Below are 22,348 nucleotides of genomic sequence, written 5' to 3'. Positions count from 1 at the left end.
AACCATCCAGCTCTGTTTAGCAGTACGCTCGTACCGCTAACGGAGAGCGAAGAACAGAACGCGAAGATCCGCGGAAGGAGCACCGCTGCTCATGGCCAAGATCAAGGTCCAGGGCACCGTTGTCGAACTCGACGGCGACGAGATGACCCGCATCATCTGGCAGTTCATCAAGGACAAGCTGATCCACCCGTACCTGGACGTCAACCTGGACTACTACGACCTGGGCATCGAGGAGCGGGACCGCACCGACGACCAGATCACGGTCGACGCGGCCAACGCCATCAAGCAGCACGGCGTCGGCGTCAAGTGCGCCACCATCACGCCCGACGAGGCGCGCGTCGAGGAGTTCGGCCTCAAGAAGATGTGGGTGTCGCCCAACGGCACCATCCGCAACATCCTCGGCGGCGTGATCTTCCGCGAGCCGATCGTGATGCGGAACGTCCCCCGTCTGGTACCCGGCTGGACCAAGCCGATCATCATCGGCAGGCACGCGCACGGCGACCAGTACAAGGCCACCAACTTCAAGGTCCCCGGCCCGGGCACCCTGACGATGACCTACACCCCCGAAGACGGCTCCGAGCCGATGGAGTTCCAGGTCGCGAACTTCCCCGAGGGCGGCGGCGTCGCGATGGGGATGTACAACTACCGCAAGTCGATCGAGGACTTCGCGCGCGCGTCGCTGCAGTACGGCCTCGACCGCGAGTACCCGGTCTACCTGTCGACCAAGAACACCATCCTCAAGGCCTACGACGGCATGTTCAAGGACGTGTTCCAGGACATCTTCGAGGCCGAGTTCAAGGCCGACTTCGACGCCAAGGGCATCACCTACGAGCACCGGCTGATCGACGACATGGTCGCCGCGTCGCTCAAGTGGGAGGGCGGCTACGTCTGGGCGTGCAAGAACTACGACGGCGACGTCCAGTCCGACACCGTCGCGCAGGGCTTCGGTTCGCTCGGGCTGATGACCTCGGTGCTGCGCACGCCGGACGGCAAGACGGTCGAGGCCGAGGCCGCGCACGGCACGGTCACCCGGCACTACCGCCAGCACCAGCAGGGCAAGCCGACCTCCACGAACCCGATCGCGTCGATCTACGCGTGGACCCGGGGCCTCGAGCACCGCGGCAAGCTGGACGGCAACTCGGAGCTGATCGGCTTCGCGAACAAGCTGGAGCAGGTCGTCGTCGACACCGTCGAAGGCGGCAAGATGACCAAGGACCTCGCGCTGCTGGTCGGCAAGGACCAGGAATGGCAGACGACCGAGGACTTCCTCGCGACGCTGGACGAGAACCTGGCCAAGAAGATCGCGCAGGGCTGATCTTTCCTTAGCCGTTTTTGCGAGAAGGGCACCTCGGAGGAGTCTTCCGAGGTGCCCTTCTCCTTTTTGTCACTCTTCGTGTTCTGCCGGTGACAGGATTGGCACCTCCGGGTGGAATGGCTGCGAGAGCCTGTCCGGGCGCCGCGCGGATGCCTACTCTGGACGAGGGGTTTTTGCGACTGAGGAGCGGCCGTGATTCTGGGTTTGCCCAAGAAGACACTGATTATTATCGGGGTCATCGCGGCGGTCGTGGTCATCTACGCGTTCGGCCAGAAAGGCCAGGCCGACGCGCAGGGATCCCCGACCGGGTGCAAGGTCTCGGTGACCGCCGACGTGCTCAACGCGCGGGAAACCGCCGCGGGTAACGGGAAAGTCATCGGGAAGTACTTGCGCGGCGCGGAATTCGACGCACAACCCGTGGTGCAGAACGGGTTCCGGAAGATCGCCGACGGCAAGTGGGTAGCGGACAGCTTCGTGACGCCGGTATCCGGGGCCAAGTGCTGAGTTCGGTTGGTGCCTGGTTGCGGTGCTGAGTGTCTGGTGTGGTGACGCTGGGTCGTGCGAAGTACCTTGCTGCGCTTGAGTTCGTGTGGTGCCCGGCTGAGGTGCTGAGTGTCTGGCGTGGTGACGCCGGTCCGTGCGGAATGGCTTGCCGCGCTGAGGTTCGCGTGATGCCTGGCTGGGTGCTGAGCGTCCCCTGTGGTGACGCTAGGTCGTGCGGAATAGCTTGTTGCGCTTAGGCTCGTGTGGCTGCTGGGTTTGTTGCGTCGTGCTGGTGCTGAGTGTCCGGTGTGATGACGCTGGCTCGCGCAGAGTGGCTTGCGCGCTTAGGTTCGCGTGGCTGCTGGGCTTGGTGCGTCACATGGTTCGCCTGGGACCGAGGACGGTCGTTGAGCCTGGTTCCGGGGCGAGTTCGGGTCGGCGCACATCGGCTCCCCCGTGCTTATTCGCGGTTCGTCTCATGTGGTGGGACAGCTTCGGTTGTCCAACCAGGAATGCGCCGGTCGGTGGAGCCGATGCGTCCGTACTCCTCGGAACGTTCGCGATTGCCGGATGCCTTTACCGCACTTGCGTCGGCTCGGCTTGCTCTTTCCGCCGGTTTGTATCGGCGCGAAAGCGTTCGGCGCGCAGAGGTTGACCGCGTTTGTTTTACGCAGCGCGATTATGCGTGATTCAGCATGAGACCTTCTTCCGCGGCCACCACTTCCCCGACGAACTCGGCACGGGCTTCGGCTACGGAAACCGTTCGGTCGGAACCCGGCCAGAAATGGGTGAGCAGCAGCGTTCGTACGTTCGCCGCGGTGGCGAGCTGGCCTGCTTCGGCCGCGGTCATCAGGTAGCGGGGGCCGTCCGGCGGTGTGCCTTGCAGGGTGGCTTCGCAGATCAGGACGTCGGCGTCGCGAGCTAGGTCCGTCAGCTGCGGGGCGGGGCCGGTGTCGCCGGTGTAGGCGAGGGTGTAGCCGGGCGCGGTGAGCCGGATCCCGTAATTCGGCACGTGGTGTGGCAGGAGCGCGGTGGTGAGCCGGAACGGGCCGACGTCGGCTTCGGGGCCGAGGTCGTGGAGGTCGAAGTTCTCGGCGGGGGACGGGTTCGGCCCCATCGCGGCTAGCCGGCGGACGGTGCCGGGAGTGCAGTGCATCGGGAGCTTGCGGTCGGTCGTGTAGTAGCGGGCCCGGCCGAGTGCGCTGACGTCGGCGATGTGGTCGGGATGCTCGTGGGTCACGACGATCGCGTCGAGCCGGTCGGCGGGGACGTGCTGGAAGAGTTGCGAGGCGGCTCCGTAGCCGAGGTCTAGGGCGAGGTGGAAATCCTCGTGGGACAGCAGGAATCCGGCACAGGCGCGGCCGGGTTCCGGCCAGGCGCCACAGCTGCCGAGGATAGTCAGACGGGGCATGCCGAACATTCTGGACCGCGCCTGACCTGCCTTGCCCGGAAAATTGTCAGACCCGGCGGGTAGCGTGCGCGGGGTGCTGATCGTCTCCACTGTCAACGTCAATGGCCTTCGGGCCGCCGTCAAGAAGGGCTTCGTCGAGTGGCTGGCCGCCACCGAGGCCGATGTCGTCGCGTGTCAGGAAGTGCGGGCCGAGGCCGCGCAACTGCCCGCGTCGGTGGTCGAGCCGGAGGGGTGGTTCGCCGCGCACGCGCCTTCGGTCGCGAAGGGGCGCAACGGGGTCTCGCTGTACAGCCGCGTCGAGCCGGACGAGGTGCGGACCGGGTTCGGCGAGCCCGAGTTCGAGGACAGCGGGCGGTACCTGGAAATGCACCTGCCCGGCGTGGTGGTGGCGAGCTTGTACCTGCCGAGCGGCGACGTCGGCACGGAGCGCCAGGACGAGAAGGAACGCTTCATGGCCGCGTTCCTGCCGTACCTGGTCGAGCTGCGCGCGAAGGCGGCTGCGGAGGGGCGGGAGGTCGTCGTGGTCGGCGACTGGAACATCGCCTACGACACGGTCGACCTCAAGAACTGGCGCGGCAACCAGAAGAACTCCGGATTCCTGCCGGAGGAACGCGAGTGGATGGGCCGCGTCTACGAGGCGGGCTACGTCGACGTCCAGCGCCGGCTCGACGCCGAAGGACCAGGCCCATACACGTGGTGGTCCTACCGGGGCAAGGCGTTCGACAACGACTCGGGCTGGCGCATCGACTGCCAGCTGGCGACGCCGGGGCTCGCGGAGAAGGTGACGTCGGTGGTGGTCGAACGGGCGGAGTCGTACGACCAGCGCTGGTCGGACCACGCGCCGGTCACCGCGAAGTACGACGTGCCGTTCCCAGGCTGAGGCCGATTGTCCTGCTGGTGACTAGTTGGTGAATAGCCTGCGGAGGGTAGTTCGGGTCCGTTCTCAGGGGTGAGCTCGTCCGGTTTTTCCTCGGTTGAGGACACTGTGCGTGGTCTCAGTGACCGCGCACGGCGCTGACCACCGAGGACACTGAGACGGCAGGGGTGCCCACGGTCACTCCCCGAGTGGGCGCTAGCCTCGGCACCCGAGTTGATCAGATCCGACAGGTCTTGACACGCTCGGTAGTTTTCTGACCAGTAGCACGTCGAGAACTCATCCTTACGGGTGAGACGCTCGCTCAGAACAGTCACCTCGCGGGAGGCACTCCGGTGCGCAACCCAGGCCGGTTCGTGACACGGTCCACGCTGGCTTCTGGCCGTCCAGCGCTCTACCCGTCCGTCACCCCATCGGGGGCGGCGCGGGACCAGGCTCGGGCGGCCGGCAGCAGCCGTTCCGCGGCTTTCGGACGCCGTTCCCTGGCGGTCGCGGGCGGGCGGGTCCTGGCGGTGCTGGCGACGATCCTGGTCGCGGCCGCCGGGACGAGCGCGACGGCCTTCGCCGACGACGGTGTCGTCCGGGCGGAGACGACGTCCACCGGCTTCGGGATGCTCGGTCCGGTCGGGCTGGTCGCGGTGGGATTCGGCATCATCGGGATGGCGCTGGGCGTGGTCCGGCAGCGACGCAAGGCACGGGCGAAGGCGATCGAGGCGGTGGCTGCCGCCGGTGCGCTGGACGAGGAGCCCACCCGGCCGCTGGAACCGGCTCCGGCTGCCTTGAACCTGCGCCGGTCTTAGGGGCGTCCCGGCTCTGGGCGCGCTGCCCTTGTGCGGGTCTTGGAGCCGTTTGGTTGTGGGAGCTGGCTCGGGCCGCAACGGAATGTTCGCTGGTCATGGAGCCGGTTCAGATCGCACGGAGCCTGCCCGGTCTTGGAGCTGCTCAGTCGTGAAGTCGGTTCCGAGCCACCAGCGGCTTCCCGCAGCAGACCCTCCAACAGCGGCCGCCCAGACCGCCCCACCAGCCCAGGTGCGCCACAACCGCTAGGCCCGCGGCGAAGCCCTCTTCACTGCCTGGAAGAATCTCGGCGTGTCCGACGAACAGAACGGGCGCCTGCGGGTGCTTTCCGGGATCCAGCCGACTGCCGACTCCTTCCACCTCGGCAACTACCTCGGTGCCTTGCGCCAGTGGGTCCGGCTGCAGGACACCCACGACACCTTCTACTGCGTCGTCGACCTGCACGCGATCACCGTCGAGCAGGATCCGAAGGTGCTGCTGGAGCGGACGCGCCGTTCGGCCGCGCAGTTGCTCGCGATCGGGGTCGACCCGGCGCGCAGTGCGCTCTTCGTCCAGAGCCACGTGCCCGAGCACGCTCAGCTCAGCTGGGTGCTCGAATGCCAGACCGGTTTCGGCGAGGCCGGGCGGATGACGCAGTTCAAGGACAAGGCCGCCAAACAGGGCAGCGACCACGCTAGCGTCGGCCTGTTCACCTACCCGGTGCTGATGGCCGCGGACATCCTGCTTTACCAGACGAACGCGGTGCCGGTCGGCGAGGACCAGCGGCAGCATCTCGAACTGACCCGCAACCTCGCGCAGCGGTTCAACAGCCGGTTCGGCAAGACGTTCGTCATGCCGGAGCCGTTCATCGTCAAGGACACCGCGAAGATCTACGACCTGCAGGAACCGACGGCGAAGATGAGCAAGTCGGCGGCGACCGGCAACGGGCTCATCGAACTGCTCGAGGACCCGAAGCGCTCGGCGAAGAAGATCCGGTCCGCGGTCACCGACACCGGGCGCGAGGTCCGGTTCGACCGCGAGGAGAAGGCAGGCGTCTCCAACCTGCTCACGATCTACTCCGCGCTGACCGACCGCACCGTCGTCGACCTCGAAACCGCTTACGAGGGCAAGGGTTACGGCGATCTCAAGAAGGATCTCGCCGAGGTGCTGGTCGACTGGGTCACGCCGCTGCAGGAGAGCGTCCAGTCCTATTTGGACGATGTCGCCGAGCTGGACCGGATCCTCGCCGCGGGTGCGCGTCGGGCGCGCGAGGTCGCGTCGGCCACGCTCGCGTCGGTCTACGAGCGGATCGGGTTCCTGCCCGCCAGTTGATCGCGACCGGTAACCGCGCGGGCACGCTCGCGTTGCGGGGGCCGGGTGCCGTGGTTAGCGTTTTCCGGTGGCGAAAGAGACCGGTGACAAGGAAAAGCTGCTGCCCCGGCTGCGGCGGAAGTACCCGTGGCTGGATCACCTGATCCGCGCCAACGACTCCTTCAACGAGAACTACGGCAACCATTACGCGGCGGCGATCACGTACTTCAGCGTGCTGTCGGTGATCCCGATCTTCATGGTGGCGTTCGCGATCGTCGGCATGGTGCTCGGGCACAACGAGGCGGTGATCGCCCAGATCACGCACGGGATCGACACTTCGGTGCCGGAAGGACTGCGCGGCCTGGTCGGGCAGATCACCGACGCGGCGCTGAAGTCCGGCAGCGGCATCGGGATCTTCGGGCTGCTGCTGGCGCTGTACTCCGGCGTCGGCTGGATGGCCAACCTCCGCGACGCGCTCACCGCGCAGTGGGGCCAGGAGAAGAAGGCGGAACCGTTCGTCGGCAAGACGATCAAGGACCTGCTGTCGCTGCTCGGGCTCGGGCTGGCGCTGATCGTGTCGTTCGCGCTCACCGCGGCTGGCAGCGGCGTCGGCGAACTACTGCTGAAGCTGGTCGGGCTGGAAGGCCAGGGGTGGGCGAAGTTCCTGCTGCAGGTCGCGACGATCGTGCTCGGCCTGGTCGCCAACACGCTGGTGTTTCTGTGGGTGATCGCCCGGCTGCCGCGGGAGCACGTCGCGTTGCGCAGTGCGGTCAAGGGCGCGATCTTCGCGTCGGTCGGGTTCGTGATCCTGCAGAAGGTCGCGACGATCTACCTGGGGAGCGTCACGAAGTCGCCGTCGTTCGCGTTGTTCGGGCCGGTGATCGGGTTGCTGGTGTTCGCGAACCTGGTGTCGCGGTTCCTGCTGCTGGTGACCGCGTGGACGGCGACCGCGCGGGAGAACCAGCGGCGCGTGGTGCAGCCGCCCGCTCCGGTGTTGCTGCAGCCGCGCGTGACGGTGCAGCACGGGCTTGGGCTCGGCTCCGTGGCGGGTGCGTTCAGCGCCGGTGCGCTGCTGGCCTGGCTGGGCAGGCGGAAGAGCTGAAACAGTGAAGGCCTCCTTGAGCGCGGCAAGGAGGCCTTCGCCGTTTACTAGCGTTACTTAGCGGGCGTTGCGTTTCCGCTGATAGCCGATGGCGAACCCAGCCACGATGAGCACCAGGACCACCACCGTCAGCACCCAGCCGGTCGTCCCGAACGGGTCCGGTTTCTCCGCCGCCGCGGTGGTCGCGCCCGCGGGGGAGACTTCCTTGTCCGAGAGCGGGGCGGCGTCGGCGGTCAGCGGCTGATAGGCGATTTGCCCGACTGGCTGGGCACCGGATTTCTCCAGCGCGAAGCCGTAATCGAGCAGTTTCGCCGCCTGGTCCACCACCTTCGTCGGACGTTGTTCGGCACGCATCATCACGATCGCGAGGCGGTGGCCGTCGCGTTCCGCGCCGCCGACGTACGTGTGCCGCGCGTCGTCGGTGAAGCCCGTTTTCCCGCCGAGGAAACCGGGGTACACGCCGAGCAGCTTGTTGTCGTTGTACACCGGGATCGGCGGCTTTCCGTCGATCGCCGGGATCGTGTACGCCTTCGTCGCCACCGCCTTGGCGAACTCCGGCTGCTTCATCGCGTAGTGGAAGACCATGCTCAGGTCGTACGCCGAGGTCGACATGCCCGGTCCGTCGAGGCCGGATGGGGTCGCCGCGCGGGTGTCGGTCGCGCCGATGCGGGCGGCGAGCGCGTTCATCTTGGCGACCGCCGCGTCGACCCCGCCCAGTGCCGTGGCGAAGGCGTGCGCCACGTCGTTGCCCGAGTGCATCAGCAGGCCGTGCAGGAGCTGGTCCACCGTGTAGTGCCCGCCCGCGGTGATGCCGACGCAGGTGCACTCCTGCTCGGCGTCCTCCTTGGTCGGGACGATGATCTGGTCCGGCTTCATCTCGGTGACCACCACGAGCGCCAGCAGCGTCTTGATCAGCGACGCCGGCCGCTCCCGCGCGTGCGGGTCCTTCGCCGCGACGACCGCGCCGGTTTCGAGATCCTGCAGGACCCACGACGCCGAGGTGTCGCCCGGCGGCAGGGCGGGCGCGCCGGGCGGGAGGATCGGGCCGCAGCCGCCGAGGCGGTCGCCGCCGACCGGCTGCGCGGGCACCGGAAGCGGCGGCGGGACGGGCTGGCCCGGCTTCGGCTTCTCCGAGGTGTCCACCGGAGCCGGCGGCACGGCGTGCTCGGTGCATTGCTCCGCCGCTGCCGGTAAGGCGAACGCGACGGGAGCGGCGACGGCTACGAGGGCTGCGGCGAGTGGCGCGGCGAATGCTCGCAGCGACCGGGTGAAAGCGGGGTGCACCCACGCAATCTAGCGCCGATGGCCCGGCGGCATACTCGAGACATGCGCATTTCACGAGGTACAGCGATGGCCTTGTTCGCTTTCGGCATCTGGTCCTGGATCATTTGGATCACGTTCGCCAAGAATCTGTGGGCCAGCAACCAGTCCTGGGCGGCCGACGGTTCACCCACTGGGTACTTCATCGTGCACGCGGTGCTCACCGTGGTTTCGTTCGTGCTCGGCACCGCCATCGGGGTGCTCGGCTGGCGCGGCATCCGGGCGACCGCGAAGGACCGCGCGAACACCTGATAAGGGGATGCGTCCTTTGGTCGGTGGCGGAGCGTGTCCGGGCTGCCTTAGTTTCGGGCGACCGACCATGGAGGCTAAATGTCCCGTTTACGTCGATTGCTCATTCCGGTGGCGGTGGCCGGGGTCGCCGCCGGCGCGGTGACCGTGCCCGCGGCTGCCGCGCCCGCGCCGTCGTGCGACACCACCAGCCCGCAATACAGCTACGTCGTGCTGTATCAACCGGGCGAAAAGCAGCGCGCGGTCGATACGGAGCTGAACGCCAAATGCGGCAAGCGGATCGCGTACTACCCGGAGATCGGGGTCGCGATCGCCAGCTCGCGCAACGCGGACTTCGCCGACCGGATCGGGGTGAAGCGGGCGTATTCGGGCGGCAAGGACGTCGCCGCGAAGGCCGCCGCCCGGGCCGGACTGCGCTCGGCGGTCGGGATGCTGGAGCGGACGGAGAGCGTCGCCACTGGTGACGATTTGTCGACTCAACAGTGGGACATGCGCGCGATCCACGCGCCGGAGGCGAACAAGATCAACCCCGGTTCCGGGTCGGTCACCGTCGGGGTGCTGGATTCCGGCATTGACGCCAAACACCCCGCGCTCGCGCACGCGGTAGACACACGAGCGTCAACCGGCTGTGTCACCGGCGCGCCGGACGCCTCCGCGTGGGCGCCCACCAACTCCGAACACGGTACGCACGTCGCGGGCACCATCGCCGGTAAGGACGCTTCGCGCGGCTTCACCGGCATCGCGCCGAGCGTGCGACTGGCGTCGGTGAAGGTGGTGAACGACGACGGCTACATCTTCCCTGAGGCGGCCGTCTGTGGCTTTGTCTGGGCCGCGCAGCACGGCTTCCAGGTGACGAACAACAGCTACTACATCGACCCCGGGATGTTCTACTGCCGCAACGAAGCCGGCGACGCTGCCGCGTACGAGGCTGTACGGCGCGCAGTGACCTACTCGACGCAGCGCGGGACCCTGAACGTCGCTGCGGCGGGCAACTCGGGCTTCGACGTGCGTACGCAGACTGTCGATCCCAACCGTCCACACAAGATTGACTCTTCGTGCGGCATCCTGCCGAAGGCGATCGACGGTGTGGTGACGGTGTCCTCGGTGGGTTACGCGGGCACGAAGTCGTCGTTCTCGAACTACGGCGCTGTCACGGTCACCGCGCCGGGAGGGGACTTCGCGCAGCAGCCGCCGTCTGGACAGGGCGAGGGCTGCACACTGTCGACGGTCTTCAACGGCGCGTACGGCACGATGTGCGGCACTTCGATGGCTTCGCCGCACGTGGCCGGGGTTGCGGCTCTGCTGGCTTCTACGCATCGAAACGCACCGCCGCGGGCTTTGACGGCTTTGCTGACCGCAGAGGCGGATCCGGTGGCTTGCGACGTGTCGGCGTGCGAAGGGCCGAAGCAGAACAACTCGTACTACGGGCACGGCTTGGTGAACGCTCTGGACGCGGTTCACTGACGCCTGCTCCACGTCCGTGAGGGGAACCCTGACGGAATCAGATTCCCTCAGGGTTCCCCTCACGGACTACCCAGCTGTGCGCAGGTCTTCAGGCGGGATGTGCAGGGATACTGGCGGACGGGGGCGGGTCTCGGCCGCGCGGTATGCGTCGCTGAGTTCGTCTAGAACGGCTTTCGGCTCCGTGCGCAGACGAGACGGCAGAGTCTGCACGACGGCGATACCCAGTGCTGCGTAACGAGTGTTTCGCCGCAACGTTCGCGCGTAGTCGGCCGACCGGAAGTGAAACTCCACCGAGTCGATCTCCCAGGCAAGGCCGACATCGTCCCACCAGAAGTCGGGTCTGCCAGCGTATCCGCCCGAGCGGTCGTAAAGCACAGCGTTCTGGTGCGTTGGCGGATTCGGAAGAAGTGCGGCCAATTTCTGAGCTTCGGCCTCGGCGACGGATCGGACGTCCGACCACTCGGCGAGAAGCCGGCGGGGAATCGCGGTGCCGCGTTGGGAACCGCGATTCAGCTCTTCTGCGAGGGCTTGTGGTGAACAGCTTCCCCGCTGGATTGCTTCGATCAGGATCCGGCTGACGCTCTCGGAGTTGCGTGTTCGCCTGACCAAGTCTGTGGCGGCTCTGACAATCGGCGCGAGCGGGACACCGTCGCGCTGCCATGGTGCCGGGAGGTACCTCGTCCGTTCGATGGTCACGAACTCAGCGCTGTTCAGCTTCTTCCGATGCGGAACCAGCAGATGGACTTGCCGCGGGCCGTCGGCCGAGGGAAGGCGCAAACCGTACCGCAGGCACGCTTCTTCTCCGGTGACGATCGCTGATTCTCCCGCGTACAACAAGGCCGCGTGCACTAGCTGGTCGGGCGTGGGATCGTTGTTGTGCAGCAGGATGACCCCGGGTAACAGCCGCTGCCACGTTCCCCCGGGCAGGCATCTTCGATAGATGACCTTGCTGTTCATGCCCAGCGATTCCAGGGTCATCGCCCGGATCGCCTGGTGCGTGCTGTGCTGCGCGATTATCTCGGGGTTTGCGGCCCAGCGGCCTCGTTGCTTCACCCGACGAATGCTGCCGCATCGGGCATAACTTCGGGCCTGACCAGGCTGGTTCTGTGGACAACCTGCCGGCTTGTGGATATGCCGCGTTAAAGCCGTGAGGGGAACCCTGAGGGAATCAGATTCCCTCAGGGTTCCCCTCACGGACAGTCAGAAGATCAGACGCGCTTGAAGAGGAGGGCGCGCTTCACTTCCTGGATCGCCTTGGTCACCTGGATGCCGCGCGGGCAAGCGTCGGTGCAGTTGAACGTCGTGCGGCAGCGCCACACGCCTTCGCCGTCGTTCAGGATGTCCAGCCGCTCTTCGGCGCCCTCGTCGCGGGAGTCGAAGATGAAGCGGTGGGCGTTCACGATCGCCGCCGGGCCGAAGTACGAGCCGTCGTTCCAGTAGACCGGGCAGGACGACGTGCAGCAGGCGCACAGGATGCACTTGGTGGTGTCGTCGAAGCGGTTGCGGTCGGCCTGGGACTGGATGCGCTCGCGCGTCGGCTCGTTGCCGTAGGTGATCAGGTACGGCTTGATCGCCCGGTACGCCTCGAAGAACGGGTCCATGTCGACGTAGAGGTCCTTCAACGTCGTCAGGCCCTTGATCGGGGCGATGGTGATCTCGGTCTTCTTGCCGTTCTTCTCGAGCAGGTCCTTCAGCAGCACCTTGCAGGCCAGCCGGTTGATCCCGTTGATCTGCATCGCGTCCGAACCGCACACGCCGTGCGCGCACGAGCGGCGGAAGGAGAACGTGCCGTCAAGGTAGTCCTTGACGTAGAACAGCAGGTTCAGCACGCGGTCGGTCGGCTGCGCCGGGACGTCGTAGGTCTCCCAGTGCGGTTCCTGGTCGGTCTCCGGGTTGAACCGCAGGATCTTCAGCGTGACCTGGATCGGCGTGTGCTCGTCGGACGCCTTGGAGGAAGGCGCTTCAGGGGTGGCCGTCGTCATCAGTACTTCCGCTCCATCGGTTCGTAGCGGGTGAAGGTGACCGGCTTGTAGTCGAGCCGGATGTCGGACGACAGCCCCTCGCCCTGCTTGTAGGCCATGGTGTGCCGCATGAAGTTCGTGTCGTCGCGGTTCGGGTAGTCCTCGCGGGCGTGGCCGCCGCGGGACTCCTTGCGCGCGATCGCGCCGACGACCAGCACCTCGGCCAGCTCCAGCAGGAAGCCGAGTTCGACGGCCTCGAGCAGGTCGGTGTTGTACCGCTTGCCCTTGTCCGCCACGGTGATCCGCTGGTAGCGCTCCTTGAGCGCCTGGATGTCGGTCAGCGCCTGCTTCAGAGTGTCCTCGGTGCGGTACACCGAAGCGTGCGAGTCCATCGTCTGCTGCATTTCCTTGCGGATGTCGGCGACGCGCTCGTCGCCGTGCTCCGACAGCAGCAGCTCCAGCTGTTCCTCGACCAGGGTGGTCGGGCTCTCCGGCAGCTCGACGTGCTCGTGCGCCAGCGCGTACTCCGCGGCGGCGATGCCCGCGCGGCGGCCGAAGACGTTGATGTCCAGCAGCGAGTTCGTGCCGAGCCGGTTCGAGCCGTGCACCGACACGCAGGCGACCTCGCCCGCGGCGTACAGGCCCGGGATGACGTGCTCGTTGTCGCGCAGCGCCTCGCCGTGGATGTTCGTCGGGATGCCGCCCATGACGTAGTGGCACGTCGGGAACACCGGCACCGGCTCCTTGACCGGGTCGACGCCCAGGTAGGTGCGGGAGAACTCGGTGATGTCCGGCAGCTTGGTCTCGAGGACCTCGACCGGAAGGTGGGTCACGTCCAGGACGACGTAGTCCTTGTTCGGCCCGCAGCCGCGGCCCTGCAGCACCTCCTGGACCATCGACCGGGCGACGATGTCGCGCGGCGCGAGGTCCTTGATGGTGGGGGCGTAGCGCTCCATGAACCGCTCGCCGTCGGCGTTGCGGAGGATGCCGCCCTCGCCGCGCACCGCCTCGGAGATCAGGATGCCCAGGCCGGCCAGGCCGGTCGGGTGGAACTGGAAGAACTCCATGTCCTCCAGCGGAAGGCCCTTGCGGAAGATGATGCCGAGGCCGTCGCCGGTGAGGGTGTGCGCGTTCGAGGTGGTCTTGAAGATCTTGCCAGCGCCGCCGGTGGCGAACACGATCGACTTCGCTTGGAACACGTGCAGTTCGCCGGTGGCCAGCTCGTAGGCGACCACGCCCGACGCGATCGGGTTGCCGTCCTCGCCCTCGGACAGGACCAGGTCGAGCACGTAGAACTCGTTGAAGAACTCGGTGCCGTGCTTGACGCAGTTTTGGTACAGCGTCTGGAGAATCATGTGCCCGGTGCGGTCCGCGGCGTAGCAGGCGCGGCGCACCGCGGCCTTGCCGTGGTCGCGGGTGTGCCCGCCGAACCGGCGCTGGTCGATCTTGCCCTCGGGCGTCCGGTTGAACGGAAGGCCCATCTTCTCCAGGTCGAGGACGGCGTCGATGGCCTCCTTGGCCATGATCTCCGCGGCGTCCTGGTCGACCAGGTAGTCACCGCCCTTGACGGTGTCGAAGGTGTGCCATTCCCAGTTGTCCTCTTCGACGTTCGCCAGCGCGGCGCACATGCCGCCCTGCGCCGCGCCGGTGTGGGACCGGGTCGGGTACAGCTTGGTGAGGACCGCGGTGCGGGCGCGCTGACCGGATTCGATGGCCGCGCGCATGCCGGCGCCGCCCGCGCCGACGATCACCACGTCGTACTTGTGGAACTGCATAGGGAAAGACTCCGCTAGCTAGTGGTGGGTGCGCCTTCAGGAGGCAGGCATCTCGGGGTCGAACGTGAAGATCACCATCGTGCCGACGGCCAGGATGAGCACCATCGAGACGTACAGCACGATCTTCAGCCAGAACCGGGTGGAGTCCTTGCGCGCGTAGTCGTCGATGATGGTGCGCAGGCCGTTGCCGCCGTGGATCTCGGCGAGCCACAGCATCGCCAGGTCCCAGAACTGCCAGAACGGCGAGGCCCAGCGGCCCGCGACGAAGCCCCAGTTGATGCGGTGCACGCCGCCGTCGAGGATGTTCATGATGAACAGGTGGCCCAGCACCAGGATGATCAGCGCGAGCCCGGAAATGCGCATGAACAGCCAGCTGTAAAGCTCGAAGTTGCTGCGCCGGGCGGACGGGCGCCGCGGCGAGCGCGGCTTGTCGAGGATCAGAGCGTCGGCCATGGGATCAGGCACCCCCGAAAAGCGTCTCGACGGTGCGCTTCAGCATGAAGAACGCACCCGGAACCATCACGACCACCCACACGACGCCGATGACCCAGAGCATCGTCTTCTGGTACTTCGGGCCCTTGGCCCAGAAGTCGACCAGCAGGACGCGCAGCCCGTTGAGGGCGTGGAACAGCACCGCGCCGACAAGGCCGACCTCGAGCAGGTTCACGATCGGCGTCTTGTACGTCTCGATGACCTGGTCGTAGGTGTTCGGCGACACGCGCACGAGCGCGGTGTCGAGCACGTGCACGAACAGGAAGAAAAAGGTCAGCACGCCGGTGATGCGGTGCAGCACCCAGGACCACATGCCGGGGTCGCCCCGGTAGAAGGTTCCCTGCCGGCGTGAGGCACCCGCCCGATCGCTAGCTCCTGCCCCGCTTTCGGTGGCAGTGCTCGCCGTGGTGGACATCGGTGAACGGCCTCCAACGTCATGACTGTCGTGCCCGGGTGACCGGTGAGGTCCGCACCCGCGGCCGGGGTCGGTCCACTGGGGACAACTCCGGCGACGGTGCCGAGATCAGGGGCCATCGAGCGTGGATGCATGGATGCTAGACCCGACCCCTACGCGCGGCTCACCTCCGGGTTCCTCTCTGTGATGGACCAGACACCGGTGACCACGGCAGACCACTCGGACGTGTGGTCTGGAGCACGTCTGAGCTGGCCGTGAGGGGAACCCTGGGGGACTCTGATTCCCCCAGGGTTCCCTTCACGGACTTTTCGGGGGCCACGGAGAGTGAGTGCGGGCGCGGGGCGCGGGCTGTTGATCACGGTCGGCGCCGGTTTGGTCGCGGATCGAGCCGCCGAGTAAACGTTTGTGTTACGTAGCGTGCCGTTCCTATGGCGGTTACCCGGCGGTTGGGTACGGTCTGGCGGTTGAGCCCGGCGACCGTGACCGGGCCGTTCCTGGATCGTCCGCTGGATCAGCGGGGAGGGAGACACACGTTGCGTCGCATGCGTGGAACCGCGCTGGCCGCCGCGACCATGGCTGGGGTGCTTGCACTGGCCGGGTGCGCGAAGGACACCGGGGGAAGCAAGAACAACGCGTCCGGTTCGGACGGCAACTCGGGCTCGAACTGCATCACCGCCCCGAAGCCGCCCGCCGCTCCGGCGGCCGCCACGAGCAGCAGCGCCGCGTCGGGCAAGGTCGACGGCAGCAAGCTCAAGGTCGGGCTGGCCTTCGACGTCGGCGGCCGTGGTGACGCTTCGTTCAACGACGCCGCCGCCGCGGGTACCGACCAGGCGAAGTCCGAACTCGGCGTCCCGACGGTCAACGAGAGCACCGCGAGCGCGAGCGAGAGCGAAGCCGCCAAGCAGCAGCGGCTCGAGCAGATGGCGCAGTCGGGCCTGAACCCGATCATCGCGGTCGGGTTCGCCTACGCGCCGTCGGTGAAGACGGTCGCCGCCAAGTACCCGAACACCAAGTTCGCGATCGTCGACGACGACTCGATCACCCTGCCGAACGTCACGCCGCTGGTCTTCGCCGAGGAGCAGGGCTCGTTCCTGGCCGGCGTCGCCGCCGCGTACAAGAGCAAGAAGTGCCACGTCGGCTTCGTCGGCGGCGTGAACACCCCGCTGATCCAGAAGTTCGAGGCGGGCTTCCTGCAGGGCGCGAAGGCCGTTTCGGACAAGATCAAGGTCGAGGACGAGTACCTGACGCCTGCCGGCGACTTCTCCGGTTTCCAGGACCCGCCGAAGGGCAACGCGAAGGCCGCGGCGGAGATCTCCCGCGGCGCGGACGTCGTCTACCACGCGGCCGGTGCCTCCGGTAAGGGCGTGTTCGACGCGGCGAAGCAGGGCAACGCGCTGGCCATCGGCGTCGACTCCGACCAGTACAACCAGAAGACGGTCGCGGCCGACAAAGACATCATCATCACCTCGATGATCAAGCGCGTCGACGTCGCGGTCTTCGAGTACCTGAAGGCCGTCGCGAAGGGCGACCTGAGCACGGTGCCGAAGCGCTTCGACCTCAAGTCCGACGGCGTCGGCTACTCCACCTCCGGTGGCAAGGTCGACGACATCAAGGACGTGCTCGACGGGTACAAGGCCCAGATCGTGTCCGGCGCCATCAAGGTTTCGGACAAGCCGGCCAAGTAACGCTCACGACGTGGCAGGGCTCGGAAGGATCTTCCTTCCGGGCCCTCACGCGTTTCGACAGAACGGGATGTCCCCTCCGATGACCGAGATCGAGGCCGAAGCCGTCCCCGACCGGGGCGTGCCGGCCGTCCAGCTGACCGGGATCACCAAACGGTTCCCCGGCGTGGTCGCGAACTCCGACGTCAACCTCACCGTCGCGGCGGGCGAAGTGCACGCGCTGTGCGGCGAGAACGGCGCGGGCAAGTCGACCCTGATGAAAATCCTGTACGGGATGCAGCAGCCCGACGAGGGCGCCATCGCCATCAACGGCGCCGAGGTGAAGCTGCGCAACCCGCAGGACGCCATCCGCGCCGGGATCGGCATGGTGCACCAGCACTTCATGCTCGCCGACAATCTGACTGTCGCGGAAAACGTGTTCCTCGGCGGCGAGGCGCTGCACGGCATCGGCCGCGCGGCGCGGACGCGGCTGCGGGAACTGTCGAAGCGGACCGGGCTGCACGCGAAACCGGACACGCTGCTGGAGGAACTCGGCGTCGCCGACCGCCAGCGCGTCGAGATCGTGAAGGTCCTTTACCGCGGCGCGAAAATCATCATCCTCGACGAGCCGACCGCCGTGCTCGTGCCGCAGGAGGTGGACGCGCTGTTCGCCACCGTCCGCGAGATGCAGGCCGACGGCTACACCTTCCTCTTTATCTCGCACAAGCTCGACGAGGTGCGCGCGATCGCCGACACGGTCACCGTGATCCGGCGCGGCACCACGGTCGGCACCGCGGATCCGAAGAAGATCACCAGCCGCGAGCTGGCCGAGATGATGGTCGGGTCGGAGCTGCCGAGCCCGGAGACGCGCGAGTCGACGGTGACCGACCGCGAGGTACTGGCGGTGCGCGAGCTGCGGCTGTCCGCCGAAGGGTCCGAGCGCAACGTGCTCGACCACATCTCGTTCACTGTGCACGCGGGCGAGGTGCTCGGCATCGCGGGCGTCGAGGGCAACGGCCAGACCGAACTGGTCGAGACGATCATGGGGATGCGCAAGGCGAGCGGCGGCCACATCGAGCTGACTCCGCCGGACGGCGAGACGCACGACCTGGTCAAGCTGGGGACGCTGGCGCGGCGTGAGGCGGGCATCGGGTACATCGCCGAGGACCGCACGCGGCACAGCCTGCTGCTCACGCAACCGTTGTGGGTCAACCGGATTCTCGGGTACCAGACGCGGGAACCGGTGTCCGGCGGGCAGTTGCTCAACATCGCGGGCGCGCGCGAGGACACTGAGCGGATCGTGCGCGAGTACGACGTCCGCACGCCCGGTATCGACGTTCCGGCGGCCGCGCTGTCCGGCGGCAACCAGCAGAAGCTGATCGTCGGGCGCGAGCTGTCCGGGAACCCGGTGCTGCTGATCGCTTCGCACCCGACGCGCGGCGTCGACGTCGGCGCGCAGGCGCTGATCTGGGAACAGATCCGGCAGGCGCGTGCCGACGGTCTCGCCGTGCTGCTGATTTCCGCGGACCTCGACGAGCTGATCGGGCTGTCCGACACCATTCGCGTGATGCTGCGCGGGCGGCTCGTGAGCGAGGCGAACCCCGCGACCGTGACCCCGCAGGAACTCGGTTCCGCCATGACCGGCGCCGAAGAAGGTGAAGACTCATGAGTTCGTGGCGCACGCGGCTGTTGCCGCCTCTGCTCGCGATCGCGTTCGCAGTGATCCTGTCCGCGATCGCGCTCGTCATCTCCGGCGCCGACCCGTTGCAGGCGTACGGGACGATGATCGGCCAGCTGTTCAAGGGTTCCACCGCGGTCGACACGGTGAACCTCGCGACGGTGTACTACCTGTCCGGCCTCGCCGTGGCCATCGGGTTCCAGATGAACCTGTTCAACATCGGCGTCGAGGGCCAGTATCGGTTCGCCGCGGTGGTCGCCGCGATCATCGGCGGCGCGCTGCAGCTGCCGCCGGTCCTCCACACCATCGTGATCCTGCTGGTGGCCATCGTTTCCGGGGCGCTGTACGCGACGATTCCGGCCGTGCTGAAGGTGACCCGCGGCGTCAGCGAGGTCATCTCGACGATCATGCTGAACTCGATCGTCGCCGGCATCATCGCGTTCCTCATCAACGCCGACCAGTTCGGCGTGCAGACCGGCAACAACATCGGGACCAGGGTGATCGCGCCGTCCGGCCGGATCCCGGGCATCCCGATCGGGTCGGGCACGCTGTTCGGGTTCGTGTTCATCGCGCTCGTGATCGGCGCCGCGTACTGGTTCATGCTGAACCGCACCAGGTTCGGCTTCGAGCTGAAGGCGAGCGGCGAGTCCGCGACGGCCGCCGCGGCCGGTGGCGTGAGCGCGAAGAAGATGACGCTCATCGCGATGCTGCTGTCCGGTGCGGTCGCCGGTCTGGTCGCGATGCCGGAACTGCTCGGCCGCGACTACTCCTACGGCATCACCGCGACCCAGATGTACGGCTTCACCGGCATCGCGGTCGCGCTGCTCGGCCGTAACCACCCCGGCGGCATCGCGTTCGGCGCGCTGCTGTGGGCGTTCCTGGACACCTCAGCGGTGTCGCTGGAGCAGATCAACGTGTCCAAGGAAATCGCGACGATCATGCAGGGCGTCATCGTGCTCTCGGTCGTCGTGGCGTACGAGATCGTGCGCCGGGCCGACCTCGCCGCGGAACAGCGAAGGGTCGGCAGGGCGCTCGCCGGCAACGGCCGCAAGGGCGCCTCGGTCGCGGAAGGCGGTGCGGTGTGACCACCACGACGGAGTTCTCCCGGCCGGGACCGGAATCCGGGACGCCGATGCCGGTCAAGCGCAAGCGGCCGCGGATCCCCGGCTGGCTGCGCGGCGTGATCTGGGCCGTGGTCGCGATCGCGGTCATGTCCACCGCGTCGTATGCCACCGGTGTCTCGGCGCTGACGTCGAGCAACACCGCGTCGACCGCGCTGCGGCTGGCGCTGCCGATTCTGTTGTGTGCGCTGGGCGGGCTGTGGGCCGAGCGCGTCGGCGTGATCAACATCGGTCTCGAAGGCATGATGATCCTCGGCACCTGGGGCGCGGCCTGGGGTGCGTACTACGGCGGCGCGTGGGTCGGCCTGCTGGCCGCGATCGCGTTCGGCGCGCTGGGCGGGCTGCTGCACGCGGTGGCGACGGTGACGTTCAACGTCAACCACATCGTCTCCGGCGTCGCGATCAACCTGCTCGGGCTCGGCGTCGCGAAGTATCTGGCGAACCTGATTTTCGAGCCGCTGTCGGGCAACCCGCGCCAGTCGCCGCCGGTGCCGAAGTTCGACACCTACTCGGCGGCCGGAGTGTCGGACTGGCTGGGGTCGCTGGAGGACCAGCAGCGCGTCGGGCTCTCGGACGTCGCGGGCATTCTGCGCGGGCTGGTGACCGGGGTCGCGCCGCTGACCATGATCGCGATCCTGCTGATCCCGGTGAGCTACTGGATTCTCTGGCGCACCCGGTTCGGCCTGCGGCTGCGTTCGTGCGGCGAGAACCCGGTCGCGGCTGAGTCGCTTGGCGTGAATGTCTATCGCTACAAGTACGTCGGCGTGCTGATCTCCGGTGGTTTCGCCGGGATGGGTGGTGCGTCGCTGGTGCTGCTCAAGGGCGGCGCGGACTACCTGGAGAACCAGACCAACGGCCGTGGGTACATCGGTCTGGCCGCGATGATTTTCGGCAACTGGCGGCCGGGCGGGCTGCTCGGCGGTGCCGCGCTGTTCGGGTACTCCGACGGTCTGCAGCTCGCCGGCGGCGGCGACGCGGTGCTGGCGTTGCTGTACGGCGCGGTGATTCTGCTGGCGATCATCGTGATCGTGCAGCTGATCCGGAAGCGCTGGATCGCGGCCGCGCTCGGGGTGGTCGGCGCTGGGATTCTGTACGCGATCTACTGGACCAACGACACGCTGCCGAGCGACTTGATCCCGTACACCGCGCACTTCGTCACGCTGATTGTGCTAGCCGTTGCGTCGCAACGACTTCGACCGCCTAAGGCAGACGGTGCGCGGTACCGGCGAGGTGAGGGCGACTGATGTCCGAAGTGGACTGGGAAGCTTTGCGTGCGGCTGCGGTTTCAGCTGCCTCGCATGCGTACGCGCCTTATTCGGGATTGCACGTCGGTGTCGCGGCCATTGTGGACGATGGTCGGCAGGTGACCGGGTGCAACGTCGAAAACGCTTCGTACGGCTTGGGTTTGTGCGCTGAGTGCACAATGGCCGGACAATTGCGACTGTCCGGTGGCGGCCGGTTGGTTGCGGTGGCTTGCCGTAGCGGTGCGGGTGAGCTGTTGATGCCTTGTGGACGGTGTCGGCAGATTCTGTTTGAGCTTGGCGGTTCTTCTTGCTTGGTCGACACTCCGCGCGGGGTGCTGCCGATGTCGGAGGTGCTGCCGGACGCGTTCGGGCCGGAGGATTTGCCGTGAGTTTCACTGCGGTAGACGTCATTCGGGCCAAGCGTGATGGCGGACGGCTGAGCGACGAGCAGATCGACTGGGTCGTCGACGCTTACACCCGCGGGGCGGTCGCGGAAGAGCAGATGGCCGCGCTGGCCATGGCGATTTTCCTGCGTGGCATGGACGACGGCGAGATCGCGCGCTGGACCGGCGCGATGATCGACTCGGGTTCGCGGCTGTCGCTGGACGTCGCGCGCCCGACCGTGGACAAGCACTCGACCGGCGGGGTCGGCGACAAGATCACCTTGCCGCTGGCTCCGCTGGTCGCCGCGTGCGGGGCCGCGGTGCCGCAGCTGTCCGGCCGCGGGCTCGGGCACACCGGTGGGACGCTGGACAAACTGGAGTCGATCCCGGGCTGGCGTGCGGCTTTGTCCCTGGACGAGATCGCGGCGCAGCTGAACTCGGTCGGTGCGGTGGTCTGCGCGGCGACCGAGGGGCTGGCTCCGGCGGACAAGAAGCTGTACGCGCTGCGGGATGTCACGTCGACGGTCGAGTCGGTGCCGCTGATCGCCAGCTCGATCATGAGCAAGAAGATCGCCGAAGGCGCTTCGGGGCTTGTGCTGGACGTCAAGGCTGGTTCCGGGGCGTTCATGAAGACCGTGCCGGACGCGCAGCGCCTGGCACGCACTCTCGTGGACATCGGCACGGCGCACGGGGTCGCTTGCACGGCGTTGATCACCGACATGAGCACGCCGCTCGGGCGAGCGGTCGGGAACGCGGTGGAGGTCGCCGAGGCGGTCGAGGTCCTTCGCGGCGGCGGCCCCGCTGACGTGGTCGCGTTGACGGTGGCGCTGGCTCGGGAAATGCTTGCTCTAGCGGGTATTTCCGCTGATCCGGCCGCAGTGCTGGCGTCTGGTGAGGCTTACGAGGTGTGGGCTCGGATGATCTCGGCGCAGGGTGGGGATCCTTCGGCACCCTTGCCGCGTCCTGCTTCGGTGCACGTCGTCCCGGCACCTGCTTCGGGGGTGCTGACTTCGCTGGACGCCTACGCGGTGGGCGTCGCGGCTTGGCGGCTCGGGGCTGGTCGGGCGCGGAAGGAAGATCCGGTGCAGGCCGCGGCTGGGGTGTTGTGCCTCGCGAAGCCTGGTGACGCGGTGGTGGCGGGGGAGCCGTTGCTGGAGTTGCACACGGACACCCCGGAGGCGATCCCGGCGGCCCTCGCTGCGTTGGAGGCCGGGTTCTCGGTGGGGGCGGAGGCTCCTGCTGCGACGGGGATCGTGCTGGACACCGTTCGGCCCTGAGGGTTTTGAAACGACGAAGCCCCCGTCCAGATCCT

General features: G+C 67.3%; 21 protein-coding genes. 14 read left to right on the top strand and 7 right to left on the bottom strand.

Annotation, left to right across the window (positions count from 1 at the left end; translation table 11 throughout):
* The first annotated feature begins 91 nt into the window (after positions 1 to 91).
* Complete coding sequence (locus ACFSVL_RS04695) at positions 92 to 1,315, top strand: NADP-dependent isocitrate dehydrogenase (protein ID WP_344270567.1); 1,224 nt, start codon at positions 92 to 94, stop codon at positions 1,313 to 1,315.
* Positions 1,316 to 1,507: 192 nt separating this feature from the next.
* Positions 1,508 to 1,819 (top strand): SH3 domain-containing protein, encoded by a 312-nt coding sequence (locus ACFSVL_RS04690; RefSeq protein ID WP_370932097.1) that lies wholly within the window; start codon positions 1,508 to 1,510, stop codon positions 1,817 to 1,819.
* Positions 1,820 to 2,477: 658 nt separating this feature from the next.
* Here the strand turns inward: ACFSVL_RS04690 and ACFSVL_RS04685 are convergent.
* Positions 2,478 to 3,209, bottom strand: a complete 732-nt coding sequence (locus ACFSVL_RS04685; RefSeq protein ID WP_378300809.1) for an MBL fold metallo-hydrolase — start codon at positions 3,207 to 3,209, stop codon at positions 2,478 to 2,480.
* A gap of 64 nt (positions 3,210 to 3,273) precedes the next feature.
* Between ACFSVL_RS04685 and ACFSVL_RS04680 the strand changes: the two genes are divergently transcribed.
* From ACFSVL_RS04680 to ACFSVL_RS04665, 4 genes are all read left to right on the top strand, one after another.
* Positions 3,274 to 4,089, top strand: a complete 816-nt coding sequence (locus tag ACFSVL_RS04680) for an exodeoxyribonuclease III (protein WP_378300807.1) — start codon at positions 3,274 to 3,276, stop codon at positions 4,087 to 4,089.
* Between the two features lie 329 nt (positions 4,090 to 4,418).
* On the top strand, positions 4,419 to 4,883 hold the full coding sequence (locus tag ACFSVL_RS04675) for a hypothetical protein (RefSeq protein WP_378300805.1): 465 nt from the start codon (positions 4,419 to 4,421) through the stop codon (positions 4,881 to 4,883).
* A 289-nt stretch (positions 4,884 to 5,172) separates the two neighbouring features.
* Complete coding sequence (gene trpS / locus ACFSVL_RS04670; protein WP_378300803.1) at positions 5,173 to 6,192, top strand: tryptophan--tRNA ligase; 1,020 nt, start codon at positions 5,173 to 5,175, stop codon at positions 6,190 to 6,192.
* A 67-nt stretch (positions 6,193 to 6,259) separates the two neighbouring features.
* On the top strand, positions 6,260 to 7,273 hold the full coding sequence (locus ACFSVL_RS04665; RefSeq protein WP_378300801.1) for a YhjD/YihY/BrkB family envelope integrity protein: 1,014 nt from the start codon (positions 6,260 to 6,262) through the stop codon (positions 7,271 to 7,273).
* Positions 7,274 to 7,330: 57 nt separating this feature from the next.
* On the opposite strand, the gene ACFSVL_RS04660 is transcribed toward ACFSVL_RS04665, so the two are convergent.
* Complete coding sequence (locus ACFSVL_RS04660) at positions 7,331 to 8,557, bottom strand: D-alanyl-D-alanine carboxypeptidase family protein (RefSeq protein ID WP_378300800.1); 1,227 nt, start codon at positions 8,555 to 8,557, stop codon at positions 7,331 to 7,333.
* A gap of 42 nt (positions 8,558 to 8,599) precedes the next feature.
* Between ACFSVL_RS04660 and ACFSVL_RS04655 the strand changes: the two genes are divergently transcribed.
* Both ACFSVL_RS04655 and ACFSVL_RS04650 read left to right on the top strand, forming a co-directional pair.
* Positions 8,600 to 8,845: an SCO4848 family membrane protein gene (locus ACFSVL_RS04655; RefSeq protein ID WP_378300798.1), complete on the top strand. Its 246-nt coding sequence runs from the start codon at positions 8,600 to 8,602 to the stop codon at positions 8,843 to 8,845.
* Positions 8,846 to 8,923: 78 nt separating this feature from the next.
* Positions 8,924 to 10,306: a S8 family peptidase gene (locus ACFSVL_RS04650; protein WP_378300796.1), complete on the top strand. Its 1,383-nt coding sequence runs from the start codon at positions 8,924 to 8,926 to the stop codon at positions 10,304 to 10,306.
* A gap of 66 nt (positions 10,307 to 10,372) precedes the next feature.
* Here ACFSVL_RS04650 and ACFSVL_RS04645 read toward each other — a convergent pair whose 3' ends face one another.
* The 5 genes from ACFSVL_RS04645 to sdhC all read right to left on the bottom strand — a co-directional run bounded on the left by ACFSVL_RS04645 (position 10,373) and on the right by sdhC (position 14,949).
* A complete protein-coding gene (locus ACFSVL_RS04645; protein ID WP_378300794.1) occupies positions 10,373 to 11,359 on the bottom strand; it encodes a hypothetical protein in 987 nt (328 codons plus the stop codon).
* A gap of 155 nt (positions 11,360 to 11,514) precedes the next feature.
* Complete coding sequence (locus tag ACFSVL_RS04640; protein WP_378300792.1) at positions 11,515 to 12,288, bottom strand: succinate dehydrogenase iron-sulfur subunit; 774 nt, start codon at positions 12,286 to 12,288, stop codon at positions 11,515 to 11,517.
* On the bottom strand, positions 12,288 to 14,042 hold the full coding sequence (gene sdhA, locus ACFSVL_RS04635) for a succinate dehydrogenase flavoprotein subunit (protein ID WP_378300790.1): 1,755 nt from the start codon (positions 14,040 to 14,042) through the stop codon (positions 12,288 to 12,290). Before sdhA ends, ACFSVL_RS04640 begins: the two co-directional genes overlap by 1 nt.
* A 36-nt stretch (positions 14,043 to 14,078) precedes the next feature.
* Positions 14,079 to 14,495, bottom strand: coding sequence for a succinate dehydrogenase hydrophobic membrane anchor subunit (locus ACFSVL_RS04630; protein ID WP_378300788.1), 417 nt, complete (start codon positions 14,493 to 14,495; stop codon positions 14,079 to 14,081).
* A gap of 4 nt (positions 14,496 to 14,499) precedes the next feature.
* Positions 14,500 to 14,949, bottom strand: coding sequence for a succinate dehydrogenase, cytochrome b556 subunit (gene sdhC / locus ACFSVL_RS04625; RefSeq protein ID WP_078870582.1), 450 nt, complete (start codon positions 14,947 to 14,949; stop codon positions 14,500 to 14,502).
* A gap of 542 nt (positions 14,950 to 15,491) precedes the next feature.
* Between sdhC and ACFSVL_RS04620 the strand changes: the two genes are divergently transcribed.
* The 6 genes from ACFSVL_RS04620 to ACFSVL_RS04595 all read left to right on the top strand — a co-directional run bounded on the left by ACFSVL_RS04620 (position 15,492) and on the right by ACFSVL_RS04595 (position 22,313).
* On the top strand, positions 15,492 to 16,634 hold the full coding sequence (locus tag ACFSVL_RS04620; RefSeq protein ID WP_378300785.1) for a BMP family lipoprotein: 1,143 nt from the start codon (positions 15,492 to 15,494) through the stop codon (positions 16,632 to 16,634).
* Between the two features lie 79 nt (positions 16,635 to 16,713).
* Positions 16,714 to 18,279, top strand: a complete 1,566-nt coding sequence (locus ACFSVL_RS04615) for an ABC transporter ATP-binding protein (RefSeq protein ID WP_378300783.1) — start codon at positions 16,714 to 16,716, stop codon at positions 18,277 to 18,279.
* Complete coding sequence (locus ACFSVL_RS04610) at positions 18,276 to 19,373, top strand: ABC transporter permease (RefSeq protein ID WP_378300781.1); 1,098 nt, start codon at positions 18,276 to 18,278, stop codon at positions 19,371 to 19,373. Before ACFSVL_RS04615 ends, ACFSVL_RS04610 begins: the two co-directional genes overlap by 4 nt.
* Before the next feature lie 47 nt (positions 19,374 to 19,420).
* A complete protein-coding gene (locus ACFSVL_RS04605; protein WP_378301967.1) occupies positions 19,421 to 20,653 on the top strand; it encodes an ABC transporter permease in 1,233 nt (410 codons plus the stop codon).
* Positions 20,653 to 21,042 carry a cytidine deaminase gene (locus ACFSVL_RS04600; protein ID WP_009072565.1) on the top strand — a complete coding sequence of 130 codons (390 nt, stop codon included), beginning with the start codon at positions 20,653 to 20,655 and terminating at the stop codon, positions 21,040 to 21,042. The genes ACFSVL_RS04605 and ACFSVL_RS04600 overlap by 1 nt, the downstream gene beginning before the upstream one ends.
* Positions 21,039 to 22,313, top strand: a complete 1,275-nt coding sequence (locus ACFSVL_RS04595; RefSeq protein WP_378300779.1) for a thymidine phosphorylase — start codon at positions 21,039 to 21,041, stop codon at positions 22,311 to 22,313. The genes ACFSVL_RS04600 and ACFSVL_RS04595 overlap by 4 nt, the downstream gene beginning before the upstream one ends.
* Positions 22,314 to 22,348 lie beyond the last annotated feature (35 nt).

The organism is Amycolatopsis silviterrae, from assembly GCF_042684085.1.
GTDB classification, from domain to species: Bacteria; Actinomycetota; Actinomycetes; order Mycobacteriales; family Pseudonocardiaceae; genus Amycolatopsis; species Amycolatopsis silviterrae.
This window is presented reverse-complemented; position numbering and strand designations above follow the sequence as displayed.